Raw genomic sequence first — 22,508 nt, 5'->3', positions numbered from 1 at the left:
GCCCGGAAAATCCGTTGCGGTGTACACCCGCCGCCGTAGGGTGGTTGTTTTACCGAGGAGGCGGGGCATGGGCACGCAGCACACCTACCGGGTGATCGTGCGCGGGACGTTCGACGGGCTGACCGAGGAGGGCCGCGCGCGGCTGCTCGCCGAGGTCGAGGAGCACGGGATGTCGGCGATGCAGTTCACCGAGGAGGGCTCGCTCGCCTACGATCGGACGCTGAAGCCCTTCTCGTACCGCCTGGTCGTCGTCTCGGACGCGGCGGACGGCGAGGAGATGGCGGCGGCGATCGCCGAGGACCGGGTGGAGCGCGCCCTGAAGGAGCTCGGACACGGCTCCCGCGACCTGCGCTCCAAGGTCACCGACATGGACACGATGAAGATCAACTACAAGCGCTGACCGCGCGCGGGGGTCGCCGTCGGAGTCACGGCCGGGGCCGCAGCCGGGGACGGGGCCGGGGCCGTGGGCGGGGCCGTGATCGCCCAGCGCTCGTGGTCCCGCCAGTCGCCGTCGATGAACAGCATCGCCGGCGAGAACCCTTCGAGGCGGAAGCCGGCCCGCATGACCAGCGCCCGGGAGGCGGTGTTGCCCGGCTGGATGTTCGCCTCCAGGCGGTGCAGGCCGAGCGGCCCGAAGGCGTGCGCGAGCACGAGCACGAGGCCCTCACCGAGCAGGCCCCGCCCGGCGGCGTGCGCGAAGGCGCCGTATCCGAGGGCACCGGAGCGGAAGGCTCCGTGGACGATGTTGTTGATGTTGACGAACCCGGCGATCCGCCCGTCGCGCTGCTCGCACACGAGGAATCCGGCCCGCGCCGGGTCGTCGATCAGCAGCCGGGCGTAGGAGTGGTACGCCTCGGGCGTCGCCGGCGGGAACAGCCAGGGCGCGTGCAGGGCGCGGCTCTCCCGCGCGGCGGCGGTGAACTCCTCCGCGTCGCCCGGGGTGAAGGGCCGCAGGCCGACACGGTCTCCCACGGCGAGGTACTGACCAAGATCGTCGGACATGGCCTCAGGCTACGACGGCGGTAACCGCCCCACAACGGATCCGCCGCGAGGCAGGACCTCGACGCCCGAACCACGGCCCCCGGGCCCAGCCGCCCGGCTCCAGCCGCAGGGCCGCAGGGCCGCAGGACCGACGGGCCGCCGGGCCGCCGGGCCGCAGGGCCGCCGGGCCGCAGGGCCGCAGGGCCACAGGGCCACAGGGCCACAGGGCCGACGGCACCACTCGGCCTCCGCGTCACGCCGCGGCCGTCCGGCTTCCGCGCGGCTCCGTGGCCACCCCGTCTCAGCGTCTCAGCGCCGGGCCGCGGCCCCCGGCCTCCGCGACACAGACCCTCGCACCGTCGCCAGCCGGCCTCCGCGCCGAACCGCACCACCCAGCCTCCGCGTCACAGACCCCCGCACCGCTCCGTGGCAACCCGGCCTCCGCGCGGCGGCGCGGCCACCCGACCTCCATGGCACCGTGGCCACCCGGCCTCCGCGCCGCACCGTGCCCGGCCAGCCTCCGCCCCGCACCGTGGCCCCCCGGCTCCGCGCCGCACCGTGACCCCCGGCCTCCGCGCCGCTCCGTGGCCACCCCGTCTCAGCGCCGGGCCGCCGTCACCCGGGCCGGGCAGACCTCGCCCTTCTTCACCACCCCCACCACCACCCGCCCGCCCGGCCCCCGCTCGGCGCCCGGGGCGGGGTGCTGGGTGCAGACGCGCCAGTTCGGCGGCCACAGCACCCGGCGGTCGTCGCCTCCCACGTCGTGGACGTCGAGCCGGGTGCGCGGGCTCAGGGACGTGAACACCCGCCACAGGCCCTTGCCCAGGAAGTCGGGCATCGGCTGGGCTCCGCTGTCGGCCGCCGCCTCCACCGAACCGGCGGCCAGGGCCGCGAGGGCCAGGACGGCGCCCGCCCCGACGACGGCCGCGCGCCTCACCTGCGCCTCCGGGCCGCCGCGAGATATCCGCAGGCGCCACCGATGAGCGTCGTCCCCAGCAGGGCCAGGTAGAGCGGCATGGAGACCTCGGGGATCAGCAGCCGGATCCGCACCTGCCGGGTGTTCTCGAAGATGAAGACGAGCAGCAGGACCACGACCACGGCGATCGCGATCCGGCCCGGGGTGACCAATCCTCCGGTCCGGGCCGGTCTGCCCGTGCTCGTTGTCTCCTTGGGACTCATCGCCGCCCCTTCCTCGTCGTCCGTCCCCCAAGGATGGGCCGATTCGCACGCCCGGACGGCGGTGAACACACCCGTCCGAGTGACTTGTCAGACAACACCGGAGGGCTACGGTAGGCGTAGGCAGAGGTGCTCGCGCCCGCAGGGGCGCGCACTCGGGCGAGCACCGGCGAGGACGAGGAGGCTCCGTGGCAGCCGGCGGACAGCAACGGCGACCGGTCGTCGCGCTCTACGAGCGGATCGCGGACGCCATCCACGAGGGCACCTATCCCCCGGGCTCGACGCTCCCCTCGGAGCCGAAGCTGGCCACCGAGCTCGGCGTGAGCCGGCCCGCCCTGCGCGAGGCGCTCCTGCTGCTCCAGGAGGACGGGCTGCTGACCGTGCGCCGCGGGGTCGGCCGCACGGTCAACGCGCACCCGCCCCGGCGCGGCTTCGAGCAGGTGCAGTCCCTGGAGGAGCTGCTCGGCGGCGGTGCGCCGCTGCGGGTGCGGGGACTGCTGCGGAGCGTCGAGGAGCCCACCGACTTCACCACCCAGCACCTGCTCGCCCCGGCCGGCGCGGAGCTGCGGTTCTGGGAGTCCGTGCTCGCGGGCGACGCGGGTCCGGCGGCGCTGAGCCACGAGTGGGCGGCGGCGGACGAGGTCCTGGACCGGGTCCATCCGGCCTTCGCCGAGGCCCTGCGCGGGGCGGCCGCGCCCGAGCGCACCTCGATGCTGGCGGTGCTCGCCGGCGCCTCGCGCGGGGTGCAGCTCGCCGGGCACAGCGCCGTGACCGCGACCCTGCTGGGCCGACGCCGGGGCGAGCAGCTCGGCCGCTCGGCGGACACCCCCGCCGTGCTGGTCACTCAGGTCGTACGGGTCGGGGAGACGCCCGTCCTGGCGGCGAAGCACATGCTGCCGACCGGAGCGCCCGCACTGCCGGTGCTCCAGTCGAACTGAGCGGTGTCGCCACCGTCACATCACCGCCCGTCCGCGGTGGCGTACACTTCCCGGCCATGCACTTGTCTGACAACCCTGCCGCCCCCACGTCCCCCGCCATCGCCGACTGGATCCGCGAGGCTCCGAAGGCCGTCCTGCACGACCACCTCGACGGCGGCCTGCGCCCGGCCACGATCGTCGAGCTGGCCCGCGCCTGCGGATACACCGGCCTGCCCACCGAGGACCCGGCCGAGCTCGCGGTGTGGTTCCGGGACGCCGCCGACTCCGGCTCGCTGGAGCGGTACCTGGAGACCTTCGCCCACACGTGCGCGGTCATGCAGACCCGCGAGGCGCTCCAGCGGATCGCGGCCGAGTGCGCCGAGGACCTGGCGGCGGACGGGGTCGTCTACGCGGAGGTCCGCTACGCGCCCGAGCAGCACCTGGAGGGCGGTCTCACCCTCGACGAGGTGGTCGAGGCCGTGAACGCGGGCTTCCGCGAGGGCGAGCGCCGCGCCGGCGACCGGATCACCGTCCGTGCCCTGCTCACCGGCATGCGGCACACCGACCGTTCGCTGGAGATCGCGCGGCTCACCGTCGCCCACCGCGACAAGGGCGTCGCCGGCTTCGACATCGCCGGCGGGGAGATCGGCAACCCGCCGGCCCGCCACCTGCCCGCCTTCCAGCACCTGAAGCGGGAGAACTGCCACTTCACGATCCACGCGGGCGAGGCCGTCGGCGCGGAGTCGATCCACGAGGCCGTGCAGGTCTGCGGCACCGAGCGGATCGGCCACGGCGTGCGGATCACGGACGACATAGCCGAGGACGGCACGCTGGGCCGCCTCGCCTCCTACGTCCGCGACAACCGCATCGCGCTCGAGGTGTGCCCGACCTCCAACCTGCAGACGGGCGCGGCCGAGGACTACGCCACGCACCCGATCGACGCGCTGCGCCGCCTGGGCTTCCGGATCACCCTGAACACGGACAACCGCCTGGTGTCCGGCACCACCATGAGCCAGGAGTTCCAGCACATGGCGGACACCTTCGGTTACGGCCCCGAGGTCTTCGAGGAGTTCACGGTCGCCGCCCTGGAGGCCGCGTTCCTGCCGCTGCCCGAGCGCCGCCGTCTGATCGACGAGCTGGTCCGCCCGGGCTACGCGGCCCTCGCGGCGCGCTAGGCGCCGCGGGCCGGCGGGAGTCCCTCGGGCCGGCCTAGCCCACGCGCCCCTGGACGAGGGGCAGTTCCAGCGTCCCCGTGTCCTCGGGGGCGCTGGTGACGGTCACGGGCTTGATGCCCCGGTTGCCGAAGTACGCGGTGTCGCTCGCCGCGATCGCGAACTCCAGGCGGTGACCGGTCTCGTACCGGTGCACGATGCCGGGGAGCTCGACGGTGAAGGGGCGCCGGACGTCGGGGACCCGCACCGGGGCGACGAGCCGGTTGACCAGGGTGCGGGTCCCGTCGGGGGCGACGTCGTAGAGCTTGGCGAAGAGGACCAGCTTGTCGGCCGCGTCGCCGGAGTCCTGGACGCGCGCGGTCGACGGCGAGGCGACCTCGAGGGTCGCCCGCGGTGAGCCGACGAGGTCGACGGGTCCGGTGAGCGGGGCGCTGCGCCAGCCGAGGTAGGTGCCCGCCGTGTCGTACGGCGCGGGGTCGGGCAGTCCGATCGTCCCCGCGAGCGAGGACTCGGAGTGGCTGGTCGGCAGGGGCCAGTTGGTGTACGAGCGGGAGCCGCGGGCGACCTTGGCGCGGTTGTCGACGAGCTTGGCGTCCCCGGAGAGATAGAGCCGCTGGCTGAGGGCGGGCACGGCGGCCGCGGTCCCGTAGCCGCTCTGCCAGTCGCGGTAGTAGGCGAACTCGGGGCCGGTGTCGGCGGTGGTGTCGCCGCGCAGGTGCCGGTCGAACCAGGCGAGGATCCGCCGGCCGACGTAGCTGCTCTCCAGATCGCCCTGCCCGAGGTCGAGTTCGCCGGGCTTCCGTCCTCCGCTGTGCCCCCAGGACTGCCAGATCATCTTGGTCTCGACGCCTTGGCGCTGGAGCCGCTCGTAGGTGTCCTGGGCCTCGTTGAGGTTGAACAGGCTGTCGGACTGCCCCTGGACGATCAGGGTGGGGGCCTTGACCCGGCTCAGATAGGAGACCGGGGAGACGCTGCGGGCGAAGTCGAGCATCTTCGTGGTGTCGCCGGCCGGGTAGGAGCCCGAGTTGAGCAGACGGACCGTGTCGCAGGCGTCGGTGACGAAGTGCAGACAGCCCAGCGAGTTGATCCTGCTGGGGTCGAGGGAGGGCACGAGCAGCGGCTGGCCCTCGCCCATGAGGTAGAAGCCGTTGGCCCATTGCCATTTGAAGACGCCCGGGGTGGCGCGGTCGGCGCCGTTGGGGGCGAGGGAGTAGGCGAGGTCGTTCCAGGTGATGAGGGGGACGAGCGCGTCGAGCCGGGGGTCCACGGAGGCGGTGGCGAGCTGGATGGCGCCGCCGTAGGAGCCGCCGATCATGCCGACCCGGGGGTCGTCCGCGCCGTCCCGGGTGACGAAGTCGGCGCGGGTGCCGTCGTCGGCGGCGCGGGTGCCGGCGAGGAAGTCGACGAGCCGCGCGGCGGCCTGTCCGTCGATGGCGGGGTCGTCGAGGGCGATCAGGCAACCGGACCGGCCGAAGCCGAGACCCGAGTAGACGAGGCCGACATAGCCGCGCGCCGCGACCGTCCTGCCGATGGCGTCGGTGCTGCCGTCGGTTTTGCTTCCGCCGAAGCCGTTCGTGGCGAGCACGGCGGGGGCGGGGTGCGCCGCGTCCACGCCGTCCGGGCGGTAGAGATCGGCGTCCACGGTGCAACGGCGGCCGCCGGCCTCCACGGTGAAGCGCAGCGGGGTGACGGTGTACGTGCCGGTCTCGGCGCCCTGGGCCGGGGCGGCGAGCGCGAGGGGCGCGGCCAGCGCCGCCCCGGCGGCGAGTGCGAGCAGGGCGCGGGAACGGGGCAGCGCACGGGACACGGGGACCTCCACACCGAGGACGCAACAGGGGCCTGCCTACGGGTAGGCACGGAGTCGCGCCCATGGTGTGACACGTGTCATAGGGCCGTCAACGCGCCGGACACGCGTTGTTGACGGAGATTCAGTGAAGGCTCGCCGCCCTGCGTCACCCGAGGGCCGGCACGTCGAGGGTCAGGGTCCCGGCCTCGGCGTCCAGCACGCCGGGGATCCCGAACGGCACGGTCGGCGCGCTCGCGTCATGCCCGAAGCCCATCCGCTCGACGACCGGGACACCGAGCCCGCCGAGCCGGTCGGCGAGCACGGCGCGCACCGCCTCGTAGGGACCGCACTCCTCCCAGGAACCGAGCCCGATCCCGGCGACCCCGTCCAGCCAGCCGGCGCGGAGCAGTTGGGTGAGGATCCGGTCCAGCCGGTACGGGTCCTCCCCCACGTCCTCCAGGAGCAGCAGCCCCCCGGCGGCGGAGGGCCGGGCGTGCGGGGTGCCGAGGTCGGCGGCGAGCAGGCTGACGCAGCCGCCGAGGGTGACCCCGCGGGCCCGGCCCGGCACCAGGGCGCCGGCCGTCGCCGTGGCGATCGTGCGCACCGACTCCGGTTCGAAGAGGGTGGCCCGCAGGGACTCGCGGGTGCCCGGGTCCTGGAGGAAGGCGGCGGCCGCGACCATCGGGCCGTGCAGGGTGGCGAGGCCGACCCGGGTGGCGAAGGCCTCGTGGAGGGCGGTGACGTCGCTGTACCCGACCAGCACCTTGGGGCCTGCGGCCCGTATCGCCGCCCAGTCGACCAGGTCGACCATCCGCTGGGCGCCGTATCCGCCGCGGGCGCAGAGCACCGCGGAGACGCCCGGGTCGCACCAGGCCTCGGTCAGGTCCCGGGCGCGCGCCGCGTCCTGCCCGGCGAGGTAGCCGAGCTCGGGGTGGGTGTCGAGGACGTGCGGGGCGACGACCGGGTCGAGTTCCCAGCCGCGCAGGATGTCGAGGCCGGCCAGGAGGCGCTCCTCGGGGACGGGGCCGCTGGGCGCGACCACGGCCACCCGGTCGCCGGGCCGCAGCCGTGGCGGCCGGACCAGGGCCGGCACCGGGGCGGTCGCGGTCAGGGGGGCGGTCGTGGTCGCGGTCGACGTCACGGTGGTCACTTCCGGAACTCCAGGAGGGGCACATCGGTCCGCTCGATGCCGAAGGTGTGCGCGTAGAGGGCGAGTTCGGCTTCGAGGGCGCGGATCATCGTGGCGGCCTTGCGGAAGCCGTGCCCCTCTCCCTCGAAGGGGAGGTACGCGTGCGGGACGCCGCGGCCCGCCATCCTGGCGAGGAAGCGCTCGGCCTGGACGGGCGGGCAGATGACGTCGTCGAGTCCCTGGAGCAGCAGGAAGGGCACGGTGATCTTCTCGACGTGTTCGATCGGGGAGCGTTCCCGGTAGCGGGCGGGCACCTCGTCGAGGGGGCCGATCAGCGAGTTCAGGTACTGGGACTCGAAGTCGTGGGTCTCGTCGGTGGCCCAGCCGGTGAGGTCGAGGATGGGATAGATGATGGTGCCGCAGGCGTAGACGTCGCTGTGCACGAGGGAGGCGGCGGTGGTCCAGCCGCCCGCGCTGCCGCCGCGGATGGCGAGGCGGTCCGGGTCGGCCGTGCCCTCCTCGGCGAGGGCGCGGGCGACGGCGGCGCAGTCCTCGACGTCGACCACGCCCCACTGCTCGCGCAGCCGTTCGCGGTACTCCCTGCCGTAGCCGGTGGAGCCCCCGTAGTTGACCTCGGCGACGCCGATGCCGCGGGAGGTGAAGTAGGCGATTTCCAGGTCGAGGACGAGCGGGGCGTGTCCGGTGGGGCCGCCGTGCGCCCACACCACGTAGGGCGGGAGCTCCGTGCCGGGGGCGGCCCGGTCGGGGTTGTGCGGCGGGTAGACGTGGGCGTGGATCTCCCGGTCGTCGGGTCCGGTGAAGGTGCGGATCTGGGGCTCGGGGTAGTACGCCGGGTCGACCGGGTCGTCGTGCGGGGAGCCGACCACCCGGGCCCGGCCGGTGCAGGTGTCGAGCTCGACGACCTCGGGGCCGCTGCGGGGGCTGGCGGCGACGCCGACGACCCGGGTGCCGTGGACGGCGAGGGTCGGTGACCACTGGGTCCAGGGGCCGGCGGTGTCGACGAGCTCGCCGCTGTCGGGGTCGAGTATTCCGAGGACGCTGGTGCCCTTGCCGTGGAGGACGGCGATCAGGCCGTTCTCCAGCGGCTGGAACCAGCGCTGGCCGAGCGTCCAGAGCGGGCCGCCGAACTCCTCGGGGCGGGGGCAGAGCCCGACCGGCAGCCCGTCCTCGCCGGTGCGGTAGAGGTTCCACCAGCCGGTGCGGTCGCTGAGGTGGAGCAGCTGCCCGTCGGCGGTCCAGCCGACCTGCGGCACGGACTCCTCGGGGCCGCCGGCGACGGTGCGGGCGCCCTGGAAGGTGCCGTCCGCGGTGACCTCGGCGAGCTGGACCTCGGTGCCGTCCCAGGGCATCCGGGGATGGTCCCAGGCGATCCAGGCGGCCTGCCGGCCGTCGGGCGACAGCCTCGGGGCGGTGACGAAGCGGTGCCGCCCGTCGGAGAGTTCCCGCACCCGGCCGCGGTCCTCGGCGGCGGAGCCGTCCAGGGGCACGGCGGCGATGACCCGGCGCACGTCGGTGGGTGCGGGGCCGGTGAACTCCTCCAGGACGCACCAGACCTCGCCGCGTCCGGCGTGCACGACGGGGTCGGCCCAGCGCAGTCCGCCGCCGGTGGCCGAGACCGGGGTGAGCGGCCGGGGCTCGGCGCCGGGCCCGGCGTCCGGCTCGTAGGCGTAGAGCCGTTGGTCGGGGAAGTGGCTGAAGACGAGGAGCGGCGAGCCGTCGGCCCGCACCGCGCCGGCCCAGGGCTGTCCGCCGTACTCGATGACCCGGGTGCGCACGTTCCACGGGGCGGGCAGCACGGATTCCTCGGTGCCGTCGGGGCGGCGGCGCACCAGGGCGCGCCGGCCGCCCTCGGTGGGCCGCGGGGCGGTCCACCACATGTCGTCGCCGACGAAGCCGACGTGATCGGGGCGCCCGTCGCGTGCGGCGGCGAGTGCGGCGTCGATGGGTGACGGCCAGCTGCCGTAGGCGGCCGTGGAAACCATGTCGATCCCCCCTGGGCGGAGCGTGTGAGCGGTCGGGTGTGTGCGGTGCTGCGGTCGAGCGGTCAGGCCGACCGCAGATAGCGGTCGAGTACGCGGACGCCGAAGTGGAGCGCGTCGACGGGGACGCGTTCGTCGACGCCGTGGAAGAGCGCCCCGTAGTCGAGCCCGGGCGGCAGCTTCAGCGGGGAGAAGCCGTAGCCGGTGATGCCGAGGCGGGAGAACTGCTTGGCGTCGGTGCCGCCCGACATGGAGAAGGGGACGACGTGCCCGGTCGGGTCGACGTGCTCGACCGCGGCGCGCAGCTTGGCGAAGGTGGGCGAGTCGACCGGGGCCTGCAGCGGCACCTCGCGGTGGTGGAACTCCCAGTCGACGTCCGGGCCGGTGAGCCGGTCCATGGTCGCCATGAACTCCTCCTCGGCGCCCGGCAGCATCCGCCCGTCGACGTACGCCACGGCCTGGCCCGGGATCACGTTCACCTTGTATCCCGCCTCCAGCATCGTCGGGTTGGCGCTGTTGCGGACGGTGGGCTCGACGAGGGCGGCGGCGGGGCCGAGCTTCTCCAGGAGGAGGTCGGTGTCGAAGTGCGGGGAGTCGACGTCGGCCTCGATGCCGTAGAGCGCGGCCAGCTCCTTGAGTGCGGCCCGCACCGTCGGGGTGAGCCGGACGGGCCAGGTGTGCTCGCCGATGCGGGCGACGGCGGTGGCCAGGCGGGTGACCGCGTTGGCGGTGTTGACCTTGGAGCCGTGCCCGGCCTTGCCGTTCGCGGTGAGCTTGATCCAGGCGGTGCCGCGCTCGCCGGCGGCGATCGGGTAGAGCGTCATCCCGGGCTCCGGGTGGAAGCTGAAGGCGCCCGATTCGCTGATGCCCTCCGTGCATCCCTCGAAGAGGCCGGGGTGTCGTTCGACGAGGAAGTCGGAGCCGTCCTCGGCGCTGGCCTCCTCGTCGGCGGTGTAGGCGAGGACGATGTCCCGGCGGGGCCGGAAGCCCTCCCGGGCCCAGGAGCGGACGACGGCGAGGACCATCGCGTCCATGTTCTTCATGTCGACGGCGCCGCGGCCCCAGACGACGCCGTCGCGGACCTCGCCGGAGAAGGGGTGCACGCTCCAGTCGGCGGCCTCGGCCGGGACGACGTCCAGATGCCCGTGGACCAGCAGGGCCTCGGCCCCGGGGTCGGTGCCCGGGATGCGTGCCACGACGTTGGCGCGGCCCGGGGTCCGCTCCAGCAGGACCGGTTCGAGCCCGGCGCCGGCCAGCCGCTCCGCGACGTACTCGGCGGCGGGGCGCTCGCGGCAGTCGCCCCCGCCGCGGTTGGTGGTGTCGATCCTGATCAGCTCGGAGGTGAAGGCCACCACCTCGTCGAGCGCGGTCGCGTCCGGGCCGCGGACCTCGTCGGTCCCGCGGGATTCCTCAGCCATACTGCTCCTCCACGGCGGCGGAGACGATGGTCGTGACCGCCTTGAACGTGCGAATCGCCTCGTACATCGTCTCGCTGGTGTAGGCGGCCCGCCGCTCGCCACTCCGCTCGGCGCCGGGGACCACCGTCGCGGCGGCGGCCAGGTGCTCGGCGTCGAACTCCAGCTCCACGGTGAAGGGGCCGCCGACGACCGGCTCGCGCCGCACGGCGAGCGAGGCCGCCGCCTTCGCCGCCGCGCGGATGTCGGCGGCCGTCCTGGCGGGGGTGCGGCACACCGCCGCGTACCGCGAGACGTAGTCCTTGACGGCGACCTTGTGCGCCTCCGGCGCATAGCCCAGGGCGTCCTCGCAGGTGAGGTCGTCGCCGGTGACGAGGACGACGGGGACCCCGAACTCGGCGACCACATGCGCGTTGAGCAGGCCCTCGCTGGCGCGCACGCCGTTGAGCCAGACGCCGGTGATCGAGTTGGCCAGGTAGGTGTGCGCGAGGACCCCTTCGGCGCCCGCTCCCGTGTGGTACCCGACGAAGGCGATGCCGTCGACGTCGCCGTGCTGGACGCCCTCGACCATCGAGAGCGACTTGTGGCGGCCGGTGAGCATCTCGGCCCGCTCGTCGAGCTGTTCGAGCAGGAGGTTGCGCATGGTCCAGTGCGCCTCGTTGATCAGCACCTCGTCGGCGCCGGCGTCGAAGAAACCGAGCACCGCCGCGTTCACGTCCGAGGTGAACATCGACCGGCACCGCTCCCACTGCGGGGTGCCGGGCAGCACGTCGGCGGGCCAGGTCACACCTGTGGCGCCTTCCATGTCGGCGCTGATCAGGATCTTCATGCCTGGCACCGTACGCGCCGACCGGCGGCCCGACCACCCCTGTGGAAAAGTGTCGGAGGCGTGGACCGGTGGCGGTGATTCGGGCGAATCCTTTCATCACGTACGTATAGGCTGACGGGCGCAGTTTTCGTCGTCCCGCGTACCCCAGGAGACCCCTCGGTGACCACCTCGCTCGCCCCGTCCGAGACCCCCGCCGCCGTCGAGACCGACGTCGAGACCGACGTCGAGAGCGCGGTGGAGAGCGCCGCCGAGGCCACGGTCGGGACCGGGGCAGACGCCCCGATCGTCCTCGACACCGGCGACTGGGTCGAGCCCGCCGCGGAGGCCGTCGCCGAGGTCGTCGTGCGGGACGCCCGCGACTTCGGGGTCTACGCCAGGACGGGCGGCTGGACGTTCGCGCTCAAGGTGGCGCGGAGCGTGCGCCCCGGCGGTCAGGCCGCCGAGGGCAGCGAGAAGGTGTCGGCCAAGGCCTTCGCCGAGCTCGCGGGCTGCTCCCCCGAGCGCGTGATGCGCTACTACAAGGCGTGGGACATGGCCGCCGACGACGGTCTGGTGCCGCAGTTCGAGGCGCTGGTCCCCGGCCAGGACGTCGAACTGCCGGAGGCCGACGTCTGGCTGTCGTACTACTCCTCCCGCTCCAGCGCGACCTCCGTGCGCGGCCATGCGATCACCGCGGCGGCCGAGGCCGAGGGGATCAAGGCGACCAAGGCGCTGGAGGTGGCCGAGAACCCGACCGCGCTGCGCGCGGCCATCCTCGCCGATCCGGGCACGGCCGAGGCGGCGCGCGGCGCGCTGCTCGACCGGATGAAGGAGGACCCGGCGCTGCAGACCGAGATGGCCCGGGCCATCGCCCGCACCGGCGACCTGAAGAAGGCCGTGGCGCAGGAGGCGAAGGCGGCCGACCGGATCGAGTACGTCCGGCAGATCGCCGAGGGCGGCCGGATCAAGACGCCCGCGGGCCAGAGCGTCGAGGCGCCGGCCGAGCTGCGCGCGGAGGCCGAGCGGCACCTGTCGCTCATCGACGAGCTCGACGACTCCGAGGAGGCGGGCGAGTGGGCCGGTGAGGCGTACGACACGGTGAGGACCCTGGTCGCCCAGGCCGTGGAGGCGGACCCGGCGCTGCGGGTCCAGGAGCGGCGGACGAAGTTCTACAACAGCCTGCAGAAGGCGACGAAGGTCTTCGAGGAGCTGACCCTCGACGAGGTCCTGGAGGAGGACGTCGTCGAGGAGGACATGCTCCAGCGGCTGGAGGCCCTGCAGGAGGCGATCGGAGCCTGCATCAGCGCGCTGCGCAAGGCGACCGCCGCCTCCTGAGGCCCTTCGGGGCGCTCAGTCCTCGTGGCCGAGCTGGAGGTCGCGCTCGGTGCGGCCGCCGCCGGCGACCTGGAGGACGGTGGCCACCGGCGGGTACCCGGCGGCGATGACCGTGTACTCGCCGGAGGAGAGGTCCACGAAGCGGAAGGTCCCGTCGGGGCCGGTGGTGAGGGTGTCGACGACGTTGCCCGCCGCGTCGAGCAGGGTCACCCGGGCGTCCTCCACGGGCCTTCCGCCGCCCGCCCGCACGGTGCCGCGCAGCACCGCGCCGCCGGCCAGCTCGATGTCCTGGCGGGTCTCCCGTGAGGCCTGCACGCTCACCGGCAGCGCTGCGGGCCGGAAGGCGGGGGCGCTGGCGGCCAGGGTGTACTCGCCGGCGACCAGCTCCCCGATGACGTAGCCGCCCTCGCGCCCGCTGCGGGTGGAGGCGACGACCTCGCCGCGCACGTCGGTGAGGGTGACGGCCGCGTCCCGTACGGGGGTGCCGTCGGCGGTGACGACGGTGCCGGCGAGCCGGCCCGCGCCGCCCAGGACGACGTCGAGCTCGACCGGGCGCTCCCCGACGGTGACGGAGACGGCCTGGGGCTGGTGCCCGCCGGCCGCCGCGATCAGGACGTACGCGCCGGAGCCCGGCACGCTCAGCGCGTACCGGCCGTCGTCGCCGCTGGCGCCGCGGCCGATCTGGCGGCCCTGGACGTCGATGAGCGTGAGGGCCGCGCGCGGCACGCAGCTGCCGTCGTGGTGCTGGACCGTGCCGCAGACGGGGACCCCGGCGGGCAGCGGGGCGGGGGCGCCGGCGGGAACGCCGGGCCGGGCGTGCGGGACGGCGGTGGCGGGGGCCTCGGTGGCGGGGGTGTGGTGGGACACCAGCGGTTTCTCCTTGAGGAAGAAGGCGAGGACGAGGCCGAGCACGAGGACCGGCACGAGGTAGAGGAAGATCCGGGGCATCGCGTCGGCGTACGCCTGGACGAAGGCGTCGCGCAGGGCCGGCGGCAGCGCGTGGACCGCCTGCGGGGTGATCGAGTCGGCGGCGGGCAGCGCGCCCGCGCCGTCGCTGGGCAGTCGTTCGGCGAGGGCGTCGTCGAGGCGCGAGGCGAAGAGGGTGCCGAAGACCGCGGCGCCGACGCTGCCGCCGATCTGCCGGAAGTAGTTGTGGGCGCTGGTGGCGGTGCCGAGGTCGCCGGGGCGCACGGAGTTCTGCACGGCGAGCACGAGGACCGGCATGACCAGGCCGATGCCGAGGCCGAGGACGGCCTGCCAGAGGCTGTACTGGAGACGGGGGGTGTCGGTGTCCAGCCGCGAGAGCAGCCACATGCCGAGGGTGGCGACGGCGCCGCCGACCACCGGGTAGACCTTGTAGTGGCCGGTGCGGCTGATGAGCTGCCCCGAGACCACGGAGGCGGCGACGATGCCGCCCATCAGGGGCAGCATCAGCAGCCCGGACTCGGTCGCTGTGGCGCCCTCGACCATCTGCAGGAAGGTCGGCAGATAGCTGGCGGCGCCGAAGAGCGCGATGCCGACCACCATGCCGACGAGGCTGGTGACGGTGAAGACGGAGTCGCGGAACAGGCGCAGGGGGATGAGCGGTTCGGGGGCGAAGCGTTCGACGAGGAGGAAGAGGGCGGTGGCGGCGACGGCGCCCCAGCCGAGGCCGAGGACGACCTGCGAGTTCCAGGCGTAGCGGGTGCCGCCCCAACTGGTCAGCAGCACGAGGCAGGTGGAGGCGGCGGCGAGCAGCAGGGCGCCGAGGACGTCGAAGCGGGCCCGGGTGGCGGGCTTGGGCAGCTTGAGGACGGCGGCGACGACGGCGAGGGTGACGAGCCCGAAGGGCACGTTGAAGTAGAAGCACCAGCGCCAGGAGACGTGGTCGGTGAAGAAGCCGCCGAGCAGGGGGCCGGCGACGGAGGCGAGTCCGAAGGCGGCTCCGATGAGGCCCATGTAGCGGCCGCGTTCCCGCGCGGGGACGATGTCGGCGATGATCGCCTGGACGCCGATCATCAGCCCGCCCGCGCCGACGCCTTGGAGGGCGCGGAAGGCGATGAGCTGGTCCATGGTGTGCGACCAGCCGGCCAGTCCCGAGCCGATCACGAAGACCACGATGGCGAAGAGGAAGACGCCCTTGCGGCCGAGTAGGTCGCCGAGCTTTCCGTAGACGGGCAGTCCGATGGTGGCGGTGAGCAGGTACGCGGTGATCGCCCAGGACATCCGGTCCAGGCCCTGGAGTTCGCCGACGATCTTCGGCAGGGCGGTGGCGACGATCATCTGCTCGAGGGCGGCGAGCAGCAGCGCGAGCATGAGCCCGCAGAAGACGAGCCGGACCCGGCGCGGGTCGAGGCCCGGCTGAGGGCCGGGCGGTGGCTCCTGGGCGGTGGGCGGCTCCCCCGCGAGGAGCGGGACCGTTTCACCACCGTCCTGGGCGGGCTGGGCGCCTTCGGCCCCCCGGGCATGCTTCGCCAGCGTGATCGCACCCACGTGCTGCTCCCCTCGTCACGGCGTCTGCGCGCGCCATTCTTCGCATTGGGCGCGAAGCGGGAGCAAGTCGGGCGGCACGGAAGGGGGATGGGGGAGGGCGGACCCAAGGCCTCCGAACGCCCCTGCGGTGCGGCGCACTTGGGGCGCTCATCAGGGCGTTTACGGAACTCCCCGCGACCCCTGGATGCGCCGGGCGCTCTTGTGGGGGTCGCGGGGAAACCACTCGAATCGGTGAGGGATCGGGGCGTTACTTCTTCTCGACCTCGGCGGCCAGCTTGTCGAGCACGGCGTCGTAGATGCGGGCGAGGCCCTTGGGGGCGAAGGTCCGCTCGAAGAAGCCGCCGATGCCGCCCGCGCCGTTCCAGACGGTGCTGACGACGGCCTTGGAGCTGCCCTCGCCGGCCGGGGTGACGGTCCAGGTGGTGACCATGGAGGAGTTGCGGTCCTTCTCGACGAGCTGCCCGTCGGTCGGCTCGCTGACCTCCAGGAGGCAGTCGCGGACGCGCTTGCTGGTGGCCTGGAGCTTCCAGTGGACGAGGGTGCCCTCGCCGTCGCCGCCCTCGCGCACCTCGTACTCGCTGAAGTGCTCGGGGAGCAGCTTCGCGCGCGTGCCGCTGTAGTCGGCCAGGGCATCGAACACCGTCTCCGCGTCGGCGGCGATGATCCGCTCCGTCGTGGCCTCGACCTGCGCCATTGGACTTCCTCCAGCTTGGTTCATGGGGATTCCCGGGGGGTGGGACCCAAGCCAACCACCTGCGCGCCGGGGCGCGAAATCCGGGTTGCGACGATCAAGGGAACATGTGTTCTATTCTGGTTCCACCCCCGCCACCGAGGAGGCGCCATGCGTTGGGACCGTCTGGCCGACAGTCCGGCCACCGCCGCCACGTCCGCCCCGGCGGGCGCACCCGGTGCGCCCGCCGACATCGCCCTGTTCGGCAGGGACGCCGTGACCACCCGCACGTTCGACACCCCCGAGTTCCGCGGCATCACCTTCCACGAGGTGAGGGCCCGGTCGATCGTCAACCGGGTGCCCGGCGCCTCCCGGATGCCGTTCGAGTGGACGGTCAACCCGTACCGGGGCTGCACGCACGCGTGCGTGTACTGCTTCGCCCGCAAGACCCACGCCTATCTGGACCTCGACACGGGCATCGGCTTCGACTCCCAGATCGTGGTCAAGGTCAACGCCCCCGAGCTGCTGCGCACCCGGCTCTCCTCCCGGAGCTGGCAGGGCGCGCACATCGCGATGGGCACCAACGTGGACTGCTACCAGCGGGCCGAGGGCCGCTACCGGCTGATGCCGGGGATCATCGAGGCGCTCCGCGACCACGCCAACCCGTTCTCGATCCTCACCAAGGGGACGCTGATCCTGCGCGACCAGGAGCTCATCCGGCAGGCCGCCGAGGTGACCGACGTGGGCGTGTCCGTCTCCGTCGGCTTCACCGACCGGGAGCTGTGGCGCACGATCGAGCCCGGCACCCCCTCCCCCGAGCGCCGCCTGGACGTCGTGCGGGCCTTCGCCGGGCACGGCATCGACTGCGGGGTCCTGATGGCGCCGGTCGTGCCCTTCCTGGGCGACCGTCCCGAACAGCTGCGCGCGACGGTCCGCGCCATCGCCGAGGCCGGCGCCGCCTCCGTCACCCCGCTCGTGCTCCATCTGCGGCCGGGCGCCCGCGAGTGGTTCTTCACCTGGCTGCGCCGCCACCACCCGGAACTGGTGGGGCGTTACGAGCGGATGTACGCCGCCGGGGCCTACGCGCCGACCTGGTACCAGCGCCGGATCACCCGTCAGGTGCACGAACTGGCCGCCGAGTTCGGCATCGGACCCGCCCACCGCCGGGGACCGCGCCGCATACCGGTGCCCGACCACCACGCCCCGCCCGCCGCGGCCGAACAGCTCACCCTGCTCTGAATCGCCGTACCGGAAGCCCCGTCGGCGTCCTCTGATCGGGTCAACTCTCGCCGGAAGCGGTCCTTCCGCGCCGGGTTCGGGGCACGGACGCCGTATGAACCCACGCGCAGGAATGCTGATCGCCGCTGGGGCGCTGGTCGCCGGGACGGTCACCGTCCTGCCCGCTTCCGCCACCGCCGCGCCCACCGCCGAAGGCGACACCCCGGCCGCCCGCCCCACCGCCCCGCTGCTCTGGTCCGACTGTGCCACCAAGGCGTATCCCAAGCTCCAGTGCGCCACCCTGAAGGTGCCGCTGGACCACGACCGCCCGACGGGGCGGTCGATCACGCTCGCGCTGACCCGGGTCCCGCACACGGCGAAGGCCTACCAGGGCCCGCTCCTCGTCAACCCGGGCGGCCCCGGTGGCAGCGGCCGCGGGATGGCCGGGTACGTGGCGGCCTCGCTCGCCCCCGAGGTGGCGGCGCAGTACGACGTGATCGGCTTCGACCCGCGGGGCGTCGGCAAGAGCGAGCCCGCCCTCGACTGCCGCCCCGGCCACTTCGCCCCGGTCCGCGCGGACTCCGTGCCCCGGGACGCCGGGGGCGAACGAGCGGGCCTGGAACGGGCCCAGGCCTTCGCCAAGGCCTGCGGCGACAAGTACGCCGACGTGCTGCCGTACATGGACACCGTCTCCACGGCGCGGGACCTCGACGCGATCCGCGCGGCGCTCCGCGCGTCCAAGGTCAACTACCTCGGCTACTCCTACGGCACCTACCTGGGGGCCGTGTACGCCAAGCTGTTCCCCCAGCGGGTGCGGCGCATGGTCCTGGACTCCGTCGTCAACCCGCGCGGCGTCTGGTACGAGGACAACCTGGCGCAGGACTACGCCTTCGACACCCGGCACAAGGACTTCGCCGCCTGGGTCGCCCGCAACGACACCGCCTACCGGCTCGGCACCGACCCGGAGGAGGTCGAGGCCGCCTGGTACCGGATGCGCGAGGCGCTGCGCGAGCAGCCCGCCGGCGGCAAGGTCGGCCCGGGCGAGCTGGAGGACACCTTCCTGCCGGGCGGCTACTACGACGGCTACTGGCCGCGACTCGCGGCCGCGTTCTCCGCGTACGTCAACGACGCCGACCCCGCCCCGCTGGTGAGGGCGTACGAGCTGTTCGGCGCCGCCGACGCCGCGGCGGACAACGGCTACTCGGTCTACACGAGCGTCCAGTGCCGCGACGCCGCCTGGCCGCGCGACTGGAACGTGTGGCGCAAGGACAACTGGGACGCGCACGCCAAGGCGCCGTTCTCCACCTGGAACAACGCCTGGTACAACGCGCCGTGCGCCTTCTGGCCGGTCGCGTCGCTGACCCCGCCGGACGTCACCAACGACCGGCTGCCGCCGGTGCTGATCGTCCAGGCCACCGAGGACGCGGCCACCCCCTACGAGGGCGGCGTCGCCCTGCACCGGATGATGAGCGGCTCCAGCCTCGTCGTCGAGGAGGGCGGCGGAAACCACGGGGTGACGCTGGCCGGCAACGCGTGCCTCGACGCCCACCTCGACGCGTACCTGGCCACCGGCAAGGTCCCGCGCGCCGAGGCCGGCGCGGAGTGGGACGCCGCCTGCGAGGCGCTCCCGGAGCCCGAGCCCGCGAAGGCCGGAGCGACCCGCGAGGGCGTCCCCTCGGCCGGCACGACGCTGCACGGACTGCTCGGCCGCGAACACTGAGCCGGCCCCGGGGGGGGGCGGCGCCGCGCGGGGCCGCCCGGCCGCGTTGTCAGTGGCGTGGTCCAGGATGTGACGCATGACCACGCACCTGACCCATGTGTCCGCACCCGAGGGCCTCGCGCCGAGCCCGCAGTACAGCCACGTCGTGTGGGGCACCGGCCGGTTCGTGGCCGTGTCCGGCCAGTGCGCCCTCGACGCCTCGGGCGAGGTCGTCGGCGCCGGTGACCCGGCGGCGCAGGCCCACCGGGTCTTCGACAACCTGCGCCGCTGCCTGGCCGCGGCCGGCGCCGGTTTCGAGGACGTCGTGAAGCTCACGTACTTCGTGACCGACGTCGCCCACCTGCCCGCCGTCCGCGCCGCCCGGGACGCCGCCTTCGGCGCGGCGCCGCTGCCCGCGAGCTCCGCGGTGCAGGTGAGCGCCCTGGTCCGGCCCGAGCTCCTCGTCGAGATCGAGGCCTTCGCGCTGATACCGGAGGAGCGGGACCGGACCGCGCTGTGACCATCGGGCCCGCCGGGGGCGGCGGGCCGCACCTTTCACCACCCCAGGGGGGGGATCTTGAGAAGGAAAACGCTTGCCGCGCTTGCGCTGAGCGCCATGACGGCCGCCGTCGTGTCGATGCCGCTTCCGGCGTCCGCGGCCGACGGCACCACCAGCGGCACGCCGGCCCTGGAGGCGGTGTTCAACAACCCGCTTCCCAAGGGCACCGCCGGCTACGACCGGACCATCGAGAACCGGCTCATCGAGCTGATCGGCAAAGCGGCCCCGGCGTCGAGCATCCGGGTGTCCCTGTACACGCTCGAGGACCCCCAGGTCGTCGACGCCCTCATCGGCGCCCGCGACAGGGGTGTCGACGTCCAGGTCCTCAGCGAGGGCTGCCCTTGGCCGGCGCACGACTGCAAGGCCCCCCTTCCGGAGGCCGAGCGGCTGGCGCAGTCGCTGGGCAACGCCCCGGACGGCAAGCCGCGTGTGATCCTCTGCCAGAAGGGGTGCATGCAGAACAAGGACATCAACCACGACAAGTTCTGGCTGTTCAGCGCGCTGACCGACGGCCGGAGGAACGTCGCGGTCCAGTCCTCGCACAACCTCGGCGCCACCACGGCCGCGCTCGCCGACAACATGGTCATCAGCTCGGACGACGCGCAGATCTACCAGGGCTACGAGCAGACCTGGACCACCATGCGGGCGAAGGAGCTCACCAACGCCGCCTACGACCTCTGGCCCGAGGTCGACGCAGACGGCACCGGCGACTTCAGCGGCCACGCGGGCACGGTCGCGGGCTGGCGCTACCCGCGGGCCGCCAGGAGCGGCGAGGTGGTCAACGACCCGGTGGCCCGGAGCATCTCGGCCCTGGACTGCGCCACCGGCCCGGAGGTCCACATCGCGATGGCCTCGTGGGACGGGCGCACCGAGGTGGACAAGGCCATCGCGGCCAAGGTCGACGCACCCGGCGCCGGCGGCAAGCGGTGCGCGTTCAGGATCGTGGTGGCCGGCGCCCCCGAGAAGGCCACGGGCCTCGAGCGGGACGCGCAGCACCCGAACCGGGACGTCGAGGTCTGGTCCGTCTCGATGAACCAGCTGAACGGGGCGTCGGGCGGACTGCACTCCAAGTACGTCCTCCTGTCCTGGGACGACGCCGCCGGTCCCCACCGCGTGGTGCACACCGGCTCGATCAACTTCAACGACGCCGGCCTCGTCTCCGCCGACGAGACGTCCCTGCGGATCACGGACCCCGCGATCTACGACGCCTTCAAGGCCAACTGGGACCGGCTGCGCACGCAGAACGACCTGACCGCGAACACGCTGGCCGACCTCCCGTTCCTGTACGAGTACGGCGACGGCACGGCGAAGCCGTTCACGTTCGGCACGACCGAGTACCGCACGTTCCGCGACCCCAAGCACTCGGCCGTCAGCCCGGCCACGGCGCTGCACCGCAAGACCGTCCAGGGCGACTTCGACGGCGACGGCGTGCCCGACCTCGCCGTCCTGAACGACGAGGGCACCAGCACCGCGGGCAAGATGGCCCTGGAGACGTTCCTCGGCAAGCCCGACGGCCGCTACTCCGCCGGCACCAGGTCCTGGACGGCCGCCTCCGACTGGGGCTGGTTCAGCAGCATGCGTCTGACCAGCGGCGACTACAACGGTGACGGACGCGACGACGTCGCCGCCCTCTACACGTACGCCGGCACGGGCGACTCGTGGGCGTTCTTCACCTTCCTCGCCAACCCGGACGGCACCTTCTCCGCACCGCGGCGCGCCTACGAGAGCCTGGGCGGCTGGGGCCGGACGAGCCAGATGCAGCTCGTGAGCGGGAAGTTCGACTCCGATCAGCGCGACGACATCGCCGTCCTGTACACGTACGCCGACGGCGGGCTCGGCCTCCACACGTTCACGGCCAAGGCGGACGGCACCCTCAACGCCTCCTTCCGCTCCTGGTACGTGACCAACAAGGGCACCGACGTCTGGGGCTGGGGCAACCAGACCAGGATCGTGAGCGGCGACTTCGACGGCGACCGGCGCGACGACATCGGAGCCCTGTACAGCTACGGGGACGGCGGGCTCGGCCTGCACACCTTCACCTCGCAGGCCAACGGCGCGTTCAACAAGCCCTTCGGCTCGTGGTACGTGGCCAACAAGCCCGAATACTGGGGCTCCGGCGACCGGATGAAGCTGACCACCGGAGACTTCGACGGCGACGGGCGGGACGACATCGCCTCCCTGTACGGGTACACGTCGCCGGAGGCCATGGCGGTGCACGTCTTCGGCAGCCGGCAGGACGGCGGGTTCAACGCGCCGTTCCGCGGCTGGTACGGCTCGTCGTTCCCCTGGGCGGGGATCCAGCTGCCGCCGTCCTGACCTTCCCGGGGGCCGCGGCACCGCACGGCACCGCACCCCCGTCTCACCACCGGGCGGCCGACGAACACCTTCGTCGGCCGCCCGGCCCTTTTCTCCGCCCTGCCGTTCCCCCGCCCTGCCGTCTCCCCCGCCCGACCCCCTTCCCCCGCCCTGCCGTCTCCCCCGCCCGACCCCCTTCCCCCGCCCTGCCGTCTCCCCCGCCCGAGCCTTTTCCGGCCCGCCCCTGGGCCGCCGCCCCCTCTACCCGTCGAGTCGCGCCAGCGCCTCCCGGGCCGCTCCCCCGAACCTCGGGTGCGGCAGCGCCGCTTCCAGGACGCCGCGGGCCCGGGCGTCGGCGAGGGAGCCGAGGCCCTCGACGCAGGCGAGTCCGACGCGCCAGTGCGGGTCGTCGGCCGGCAGGCGGCGCTCCAGCACGGTGACGAGGGCGGGCACGCTCTCCGGGGCGCGCAGCTCGGCGAGGAGTCGGACGGGCAGGAGGGCGTAGGCGACACGGAGTTCGTTGGTGGCGAGCGCGGCGGCGGCGCGGGCGGTGCGCGGGTCGCCGAGCCGCGTCAGGGCGTAGGCGGCGGAGACGCAGCGCTCGGGGTCGCGGTGGTTGAGGAGGAGGACGAGCGCCTCGAAGGCCCGTGGATCGCCGGCGAGGCCGAGCCGGAAGGCGGCGATCTCGCGGGCCCACAGCGGCCGGCCGGGGGCGGTCAGGACCCGGTGGAGTTCCTCCGTACCGAGGGGACCGGAGAGTTGCTCGAATACGGCTGAGGCGTCCTCTCCGCCATTCTCGATCTCCTCCCGCAAACGATCGATCATCGAGCAGAATTCGGGGTCCTCGGCGAAATTCATATTCCGCAGCCTATCGGC

At 73.6% G+C, this 22,508-nt stretch carries 19 protein-coding genes; 8 read left to right on the top strand and 11 right to left on the bottom strand.

Annotated elements, in window-relative coordinates; translation table 11 throughout:
- The first annotated feature begins 67 nt into the window (after positions 1 to 67).
- Complete coding sequence (locus ACH414_RS20555; RefSeq protein ID WP_398942789.1) at positions 68 to 400, top strand: DUF6204 family protein; 333 nt, start codon at positions 68 to 70, stop codon at positions 398 to 400.
- Here ACH414_RS20555 and ACH414_RS20550 read toward each other — a convergent pair.
- The 3 genes from ACH414_RS20550 to ACH414_RS20540 all read right to left on the bottom strand — a co-directional run bounded on the left by ACH414_RS20550 (position 388) and on the right by ACH414_RS20540 (position 2,160).
- Entirely contained in the window at positions 388 to 1,002 is a 615-nt protein-coding gene (locus ACH414_RS20550) for a GNAT family N-acetyltransferase (RefSeq protein WP_398942787.1), read from the bottom strand. The genes ACH414_RS20555 and ACH414_RS20550 overlap by 13 nt on opposite strands.
- A 577-nt stretch (positions 1,003 to 1,579) precedes the next feature.
- Entirely contained in the window at positions 1,580 to 1,918 is a 339-nt protein-coding gene (locus ACH414_RS20545) for a hypothetical protein (protein WP_382536907.1), read from the bottom strand.
- Complete coding sequence (locus tag ACH414_RS20540) at positions 1,915 to 2,160, bottom strand: LapA family protein (RefSeq protein ID WP_382536910.1); 246 nt, start codon at positions 2,158 to 2,160, stop codon at positions 1,915 to 1,917. Before ACH414_RS20540 ends, ACH414_RS20545 begins: the two co-directional genes overlap by 4 nt.
- Before the next feature lie 185 nt (positions 2,161 to 2,345).
- Here ACH414_RS20540 and ACH414_RS20535 point away from each other — a divergent pair, with 185 nt between their 5' ends.
- On the top strand, positions 2,346 to 3,095 hold the full coding sequence (locus ACH414_RS20535; RefSeq protein WP_386567618.1) for a GntR family transcriptional regulator: 750 nt from the start codon (positions 2,346 to 2,348) through the stop codon (positions 3,093 to 3,095).
- A gap of 56 nt (positions 3,096 to 3,151) precedes the next feature.
- Positions 3,152 to 4,249, top strand: a complete 1,098-nt coding sequence (locus ACH414_RS20530) for an adenosine deaminase (protein WP_398942784.1) — start codon at positions 3,152 to 3,154, stop codon at positions 4,247 to 4,249.
- Positions 4,250 to 4,283: 34 nt separating this feature from the next.
- On the opposite strand, the gene ACH414_RS20525 is transcribed toward ACH414_RS20530, so the two are convergent.
- From ACH414_RS20525 to ACH414_RS20505, 5 genes are all read right to left on the bottom strand, one after another.
- Complete coding sequence (locus tag ACH414_RS20525; RefSeq protein WP_382536919.1) at positions 4,284 to 6,053, bottom strand: CocE/NonD family hydrolase; 1,770 nt, start codon at positions 6,051 to 6,053, stop codon at positions 4,284 to 4,286.
- A gap of 145 nt (positions 6,054 to 6,198) precedes the next feature.
- The gene (locus tag ACH414_RS20520) at positions 6,199 to 7,173 is read right to left on the bottom strand and encodes an LD-carboxypeptidase (RefSeq protein WP_398942996.1); all 975 of its coding nucleotides are present in this window, start codon (positions 7,171 to 7,173) and stop codon (positions 6,199 to 6,201) included.
- A gap of 5 nt (positions 7,174 to 7,178) precedes the next feature.
- Positions 7,179 to 9,164 (bottom strand): prolyl oligopeptidase family serine peptidase, encoded by a 1,986-nt coding sequence (locus tag ACH414_RS20515; RefSeq protein WP_398942782.1) that lies wholly within the window; start codon positions 9,162 to 9,164, stop codon positions 7,179 to 7,181.
- 62 nt (positions 9,165 to 9,226) lie between these two features.
- Positions 9,227 to 10,579 (bottom strand): M20/M25/M40 family metallo-hydrolase, encoded by a 1,353-nt coding sequence (locus ACH414_RS20510; RefSeq protein WP_382536925.1) that lies wholly within the window; start codon positions 10,577 to 10,579, stop codon positions 9,227 to 9,229.
- A complete protein-coding gene (locus ACH414_RS20505; protein ID WP_398942780.1) occupies positions 10,572 to 11,405 on the bottom strand; it encodes a M55 family metallopeptidase in 834 nt (277 codons plus the stop codon). The genes ACH414_RS20510 and ACH414_RS20505 overlap by 8 nt, the downstream gene beginning before the upstream one ends.
- 282 nt (positions 11,406 to 11,687) lie before the next feature.
- Between ACH414_RS20505 and ACH414_RS20500 the strand changes: the two genes are divergently transcribed.
- A complete protein-coding gene (locus ACH414_RS20500; protein ID WP_382537392.1) occupies positions 11,688 to 12,719 on the top strand; it encodes a hypothetical protein in 1,032 nt (343 codons plus the stop codon).
- Positions 12,720 to 12,734: 15 nt separating this feature from the next.
- Here the strand turns inward: ACH414_RS20500 and ACH414_RS20495 are convergent, their stop codons facing one another.
- Positions 12,735 to 15,191, bottom strand: a complete 2,457-nt coding sequence (locus ACH414_RS20495; RefSeq protein WP_382536931.1) for an MFS transporter — start codon at positions 15,189 to 15,191, stop codon at positions 12,735 to 12,737.
- Between the two features lie 247 nt (positions 15,192 to 15,438).
- The gene (locus ACH414_RS20490) at positions 15,439 to 15,885 is read right to left on the bottom strand and encodes an SRPBCC family protein (protein WP_382536932.1); all 447 of its coding nucleotides are present in this window, start codon (positions 15,883 to 15,885) and stop codon (positions 15,439 to 15,441) included.
- A gap of 147 nt (positions 15,886 to 16,032) precedes the next feature.
- On the opposite strand from ACH414_RS20490, the gene ACH414_RS20485 reads away from it, so the two are divergent.
- The 4 genes from ACH414_RS20485 (at position 16,033) to ACH414_RS20470 (ending at position 21,653) form a co-directional block, all read left to right on the top strand.
- Complete coding sequence (locus ACH414_RS20485; RefSeq protein ID WP_382536935.1) at positions 16,033 to 17,100, top strand: Rv2578c family radical SAM protein; 1,068 nt, start codon at positions 16,033 to 16,035, stop codon at positions 17,098 to 17,100.
- A 94-nt stretch (positions 17,101 to 17,194) separates the two neighbouring features.
- Complete coding sequence (locus ACH414_RS20480) at positions 17,195 to 18,799, top strand: alpha/beta hydrolase (protein WP_398942778.1); 1,605 nt, start codon at positions 17,195 to 17,197, stop codon at positions 18,797 to 18,799.
- Positions 18,800 to 18,875: 76 nt separating this feature from the next.
- Positions 18,876 to 19,298 (top strand): RidA family protein, encoded by a 423-nt coding sequence (locus ACH414_RS20475; RefSeq protein ID WP_382536941.1) that lies wholly within the window; start codon positions 18,876 to 18,878, stop codon positions 19,296 to 19,298.
- Between the two features lie 96 nt (positions 19,299 to 19,394).
- Positions 19,395 to 21,653: a phospholipase D-like domain-containing protein gene (locus ACH414_RS20470; RefSeq protein WP_398942776.1), complete on the top strand. Its 2,259-nt coding sequence runs from the start codon at positions 19,395 to 19,397 to the stop codon at positions 21,651 to 21,653.
- 240 nt (positions 21,654 to 21,893) lie between these two features.
- Here the strand turns inward: ACH414_RS20470 and ACH414_RS20465 are convergent, their stop codons facing one another.
- Positions 21,894 to 22,490 carry a HEAT repeat domain-containing protein gene (locus ACH414_RS20465; protein ID WP_382536947.1) on the bottom strand — a complete coding sequence of 199 codons (597 nt, stop codon included), beginning with the start codon at positions 22,488 to 22,490 and terminating at the stop codon, positions 21,894 to 21,896.
- Positions 22,491 to 22,508 lie beyond the last annotated feature (18 nt).

This window comes from Streptomyces sp. NPDC020422, assembly GCF_044386705.1.
GTDB lineage: Bacteria > Actinomycetota > Actinomycetes > Streptomycetales > Streptomycetaceae > Streptomyces.
This window is presented reverse-complemented; position numbering and strand designations above follow the sequence as displayed.

Bases quoted from the DNA above. Each gene is read 5' to 3' on its own strand.
- ACH414_RS20475 (WP_382536941.1), top strand. From the start codon at position 18,876: ATGACCACGCACCTGACCCATGTGTCCGCACCCGAGGGCCTCGCGCCG.
- ACH414_RS20470 (WP_398942776.1), top strand. From the start codon at position 19,395: ATGACGGCCGCCGTCGTGTCGATGCCGCTTCCGGCGTCCGCGGCCGAC.
- ACH414_RS20465 (WP_382536947.1), bottom strand. From the start codon at position 22,490: ATGAATTTCGCCGAGGACCCCGAATTCTGCTCGATGATCGATCGTTTG.
- ACH414_RS20505 (WP_398942780.1), bottom strand. From the start codon at position 11,405: ATGAAGATCCTGATCAGCGCCGACATGGAAGGCGCCACAGGTGTGACC.
- ACH414_RS20485 (WP_382536935.1), top strand. From the start codon at position 16,033: ATGCGTTGGGACCGTCTGGCCGACAGTCCGGCCACCGCCGCCACGTCC.
- ACH414_RS20480 (WP_398942778.1), top strand. From the start codon at position 17,195: ATGAACCCACGCGCAGGAATGCTGATCGCCGCTGGGGCGCTGGTCGCC.
- ACH414_RS20540 (WP_382536910.1), bottom strand. From the start codon at position 2,160: ATGAGTCCCAAGGAGACAACGAGCACGGGCAGACCGGCCCGGACCGGA.
- ACH414_RS20490 (WP_382536932.1), bottom strand. From the start codon at position 15,885: ATGGCGCAGGTCGAGGCCACGACGGAGCGGATCATCGCCGCCGACGCG.
- ACH414_RS20515 (WP_398942782.1), bottom strand. From the start codon at position 9,164: ATGGTTTCCACGGCCGCCTACGGCAGCTGGCCGTCACCCATCGACGCC.
- ACH414_RS20555 (WP_398942789.1), top strand. From the start codon at position 68: ATGGGCACGCAGCACACCTACCGGGTGATCGTGCGCGGGACGTTCGAC.
- ACH414_RS20510 (WP_382536925.1), bottom strand. From the start codon at position 10,579: ATGGCTGAGGAATCCCGCGGGACCGACGAGGTCCGCGGCCCGGACGCG.
- ACH414_RS20530 (WP_398942784.1), top strand. From the start codon at position 3,152: ATGCACTTGTCTGACAACCCTGCCGCCCCCACGTCCCCCGCCATCGCC.
- ACH414_RS20550 (WP_398942787.1), bottom strand. From the start codon at position 1,002: ATGTCCGACGATCTTGGTCAGTACCTCGCCGTGGGAGACCGTGTCGGC.